Origin of the sequence: Mesorhizobium sp. M7A.F.Ca.US.005.03.2.1, assembly GCF_003997795.1 — a bacterium.
Taxonomy (GTDB): domain Bacteria; phylum Pseudomonadota; class Alphaproteobacteria; order Rhizobiales; family Rhizobiaceae; genus Mesorhizobium; species Mesorhizobium ciceri.
Genome location: NZ_RZRP01000570.1, coordinates 1 through 4,145, shown reverse-complemented (window position 1 = coordinate 4,145; position 4,145 = coordinate 1). Strand labels below are relative to the sequence as shown.

The window sequence follows — 4,145 nt, the reverse complement described above, 5'->3', positions numbered from 1 at the left end:
GCGCGATGCGCTGACGGTGCGCGTCGCCGTCAAAGTGCGCGGTATCTCCCGCATCACCTCGTCCGGTGTGCTCAGTTCTCGGATTTCCTTGACCCGGAGGTCGTCTGTGGTGGTCAACACGGCTTTCTGCTCCTGTCGAGAGCATGATGCCGAAAAGTGTGAAGCGGTTTTCGGACGACATCATGCTCCTCTTTGATTTAGAGGAAACCTGCCGGCTGAAAACAAAAAAGCCGCCAGGTATGGCGGCTGTTCGGATCTTGTTGCTGCAATCTTCAGATCGAGCGCAATCCTCCCGCCGCCAGCGAGCTCCTAAAGTACCAATATGTGGCGGTCAGGTTGATCATGAGGCTCATATAGTCGATGCGGAGGCACTTGTCACGTGCCCTGATGCGGAGACAATTCGGGATGGCCGAAGCACCCAAACTTCGTCCTCCCTGGGCGGAGCAGGAGCGAAGCTCCGTCGCGGAGACCCTGGGATCCATTCCGTGACTTTGGCCGAATGGTGCAGCGGAGCAGAATTCCGCACCGCAGCAACGCTCAGAAGTCGCGGCATGGATCCTCGGGTCTGCGCTGCGTCGCTACGCTCCTTGCTCCGCCCGTGGATGACGAAGTGATGGGCGTTTGAGACTCGCCGGCGTTACTCCGGTGACGCCCCCGCAATGCTTTGATCGTAGTCGACCAGCGACCCGGTCATGACACCGGACTGCGGGCTGACCATGTAGCTGATCAGACGGGCAAGCTGGTCCGGCTTGACCAACTGGCCCATCGGCTGCGTCGCTTCGGCTTTCGCCAGCCAGTCGTCCGGCGCGTCGTGCCACTTCTTCTGCACGATGTCCTCGCCTTCCGTATCCATCCAGCCGGGCAGCACCGCATTGCAGCGGATGCGGTTGTAGCGATAAGCATTGGCGACGTTCTTGGTCAGCGTCATCAGCGCGCCCTTGCTGGTCGAATAGGGCGTCAGGAACGACTGGCCGGTATGCGCCGACATCGACAGCACGTTGACGATCGAGCCGGGTGCCTTCTTCTCAAGGAGATGCGCCACCACGCCCTGCATCAGGAAGAACGGGCCGCGCACATTGGTATCGAAAATCGTATCGAACAACTCTTCGGAGGTTTCGACCAGCGAACCGCGCGCCGAAGTGGCGGCGGCGTTGACCAGCGCGTTGACGGTGCCGAAATGCGAGATCGCGGTGGCGACCGCGCGCTTGCAGTCCGCCACTTTTGACACATCGGCGCTGATGAAAATCGCATCGACGCCGGCTTTCTTGAAATGGGCGACAGCCTTGTCGCCCTTCTCCTGCGAGCGGCCGATGAGCGCCAGTGCCCGGCAGCCTTCATCGGCCAAGGCCTCGGCGACGGCAAAGCCAATGCCTTGCGCGCCGCCGGTGACGATGGCGCGTGTCTGTGAATTGCGATCGGCTGATGCGCTCATCGCTCTGCTCCTGTGGTTTTTCCTAAGGGTTCTCTTACTTGTCGAGACGGACGGTCTTGCCGGTCGTTGCTGATTTCAGCGCTGCGTCGGCCAGTTTCAGCGCCACCAGTCCGTCCGCGCCGCTCGGCGCGGCCTTCTTGCCTAATGTCGCTGCGGCGATGAAAGCAGCGATCTCATTGGCATAGGCGTCGAGATAGCGGGTCATGAAGAAGTCGTGCAGCGGCGGGCGGGTATAGCCCTTCTCGTTGGCCAGCTCGATCGACACCGGGCGCTGGTTCTCGGCCGCGACCATGCCTTTCGAGCCATGCACCTCGATGCGCTGGTCGTAGCCATAGGTGGCGCGGCGCGAGTTGGAGATGACGGCCTGCTTGCCGGAAGCGGTTTCGAGGATGACACTGACGCTATCGAAATCGCCGGCATCACCGATCTTCTTGTCGACCAGCACCGAGGCATGGGCGCTGACCGCCACGACCTCTTCGCCGAGCAGGAAGCGCGCCATGTCGAAATCATGGATGGTCATGTCGCGAAAAATGCCGCCCGAACGCTTGATGTAGTCGATCGGCGGCGCGCCGGGATCGCGCGAGGTGATGGTGACCATCTCGACGGTGCCGATGGCGCCGTCGTCGATCGCCTTGCGCACGGCGGCGAAGTGTGGATCGAAGCGCCTGTTGAAGCCGACCATCAGCGTCGCCTTGGTCTTCTCGACCACGGCCAGGCATTTCTCGACGCGCTTGACGTCGAGGTCGATCGGCTTCTCGCAGAAGATCGCCTTGCCGGCCTTGGCGAAGCGCTCGATCAGATCGGCATGGGTGTCGGTCGGCGTGCAGATGATGACGGCGTCGATATCTCCGGCTTTCTCGATGTCCTCGATGCTGCGCACCTCGGCGCCATAGGCGCTGGCCAGTTCGGTGGCCGCCTTCTCGAACGCATCGGCAACCGCAACCAGTTTGGCCTGCGGATTGGAGCCGACGGCACGGGCGTGGACCTTGCCGATGCGGCCGGCACCGAGGAGAGCGAAGCGAACGGTCATGGGTATTTCCTCTGGGGGGATGGGTTGGAGAGAGTTGTCCGCACCTTGCTTTTGGGGAAAGGTGGCAAGGCTATGTTTCGAGCGCGCCAGAAAACAGGATGACCATCCTGTTTTAGGCCGCGAGTTCCGCCTCCCCGGTCTTGGCGCCGGTGATGTAGGAGACGATGTCGTTTCCGTCGGTGTTCTCCTTGCGCAGATTGGCGACGATGCGGCCGCGCCGGAACACGACGATGCGGTCGCAGAGATCGAACACCTGGCGCATATTGTGGCTGATCAGGATCAGCGGCTCGCCATTGTCCTTGAGCGTACGCACGATGTTTTCGACCTGCGCGGTCTCCTGCACGCCAAGGGCGGCGGTGGGCTCGTCCATGATGATCAGCTTGGAGGCGAAGGTCGCCGTCCGGGCGATCGCCACGCACTGGCGCTGGCCGCCCGACATGTGGCGGATGGTGTTGGACAGATTGGGGATCTTCACCGCCGTGCGGACCAGCGCCGCCTCGGTTGCCTTGCGCATGTATTTGCGGTCGAGGATCGAGAACGGGCCGAGGTTGAACAAAACCTTCTCGCGGCCGAGGAACAGGTTCGACGGCACGTCGAGATCGTCGGCCAGCGCCAGATTCTGGAACACGGTCTCGATGCCCGCCGTGCGGGCCTCGATCGGCCCGGCAAAATTCACTTCCTTGCCGTCGAACCAGATCTGGCCGCTGGTGCGCTGCTCGACGCCGGTGATCTGGCGCACGAAGGTCGATTTGCCGGCGCCGTTGTCGCCCATGATGGCGACATGCTCGCCCTTGCGCAGCTCGAAGTTCGCGCCTTCCAGCGCATGCACGCCGCCATAGCGCTTGGTCAGGTTTTCGGTCTTCAGGACGATGTCTGACATGGTCATGCCCTCATTGCCCGCAGGCGTTGGCGCCACTGGTCGAGAACCACCGCACCGACGATGATCACGCCCTTGACCATCTCCTGGTAGTAGGCGTCGAGGCGCAGGAAGGTGAAGCCGGAGATGATGACGCCGAAGATCAGCGAGCCGATCACCGTGCCGATGATCGAGCCGCGGCCGCCCGACAGCGAGACCCCGCCGATGACCGCCATGGCGATGGCGTCGAGTTCGTACATCACGCCCATGCCGGACTGCGCGGTCAGGTTCTTGGAGCTCAGCACCACGGCGGCGAGCGCGGCGAGAATGCCGGCGATGACGTAGACCAGGATCTTGTGATTGGCGATCTTGATGCCGGACATGCGCGCGGCGTCCTCATTGGAGCCGATCGCGTAACAGTGCTTGCCGTACCTCGTATAGGTCATGATCAGCTGGAACAGGATGGCCAGCGACAGGAAGATGACGACCGGCATCAGGCCTTTGCCGATGCTGGCGAAACTCTCGGTGGGAAACGAGATCGGCTGGCCCTTGGACCACCATTTGGCGATGCCGCGCGCGGTCACCATCATGCCGAGCGTGGCGATGAACGGCGGAATGCGCGTGTAGGCGATCAGCGCGCCATTGACCAGGCCGGCGAAGAGGCCGCAGGCGATCGCCACCAGCAGCGGCACGATGACAGGCAGGTCGGTCCAGCCTTGCGCCAGGAACATCGCCTTGGGATTGGGGTTGCCGTTGACCGTCGCCACCTGGGCGAAGCTCATGGCGATCATGGCGGTCGCGCCGACGATCGAGCCCGAGGACAGGTC

General features: G+C 62.6%; 4 protein-coding genes and 1 pseudogene. All 5 read right to left on the bottom strand.

The window, feature by feature from the left end; all coding sequences use genetic code 11:
- Nucleotides 1–120 (bottom strand): annotated as a pseudogene (locus EN991_RS25810) (3-deoxy-7-phosphoheptulonate synthase); the annotation flags it as partial.
- A 517-nt stretch (nt 121–637) separates the two neighbouring features.
- Nucleotides 638–1,432, bottom strand: coding sequence for an SDR family oxidoreductase (locus tag EN991_RS25800; protein ID WP_013528365.1), 795 nt, complete (start codon nt 1,430–1,432; stop codon nt 638–640).
- Nucleotides 1,433–1,466: 34 nt separating this feature from the next.
- Nucleotides 1,467–2,462, bottom strand: coding sequence for an inositol 2-dehydrogenase (gene iolG, locus EN991_RS25795; protein ID WP_013528364.1), 996 nt, complete (start codon nt 2,460–2,462; stop codon nt 1,467–1,469).
- A gap of 112 nt (nt 2,463–2,574) precedes the next feature.
- Nucleotides 2,575–3,342: an ATP-binding cassette domain-containing protein gene (locus EN991_RS25790; protein WP_023810655.1), complete on the bottom strand. Its 768-nt coding sequence runs from the start codon at nt 3,340–3,342 to the stop codon at nt 2,575–2,577.
- Between the two features lie 2 nt (nt 3,343–3,344).
- Nucleotides 3,345–4,145, bottom strand: an 801-nt coding sequence (locus EN991_RS25785) for an ABC transporter permease (RefSeq protein ID WP_164769367.1), incomplete at its 5' end; no start/stop codon positions are given.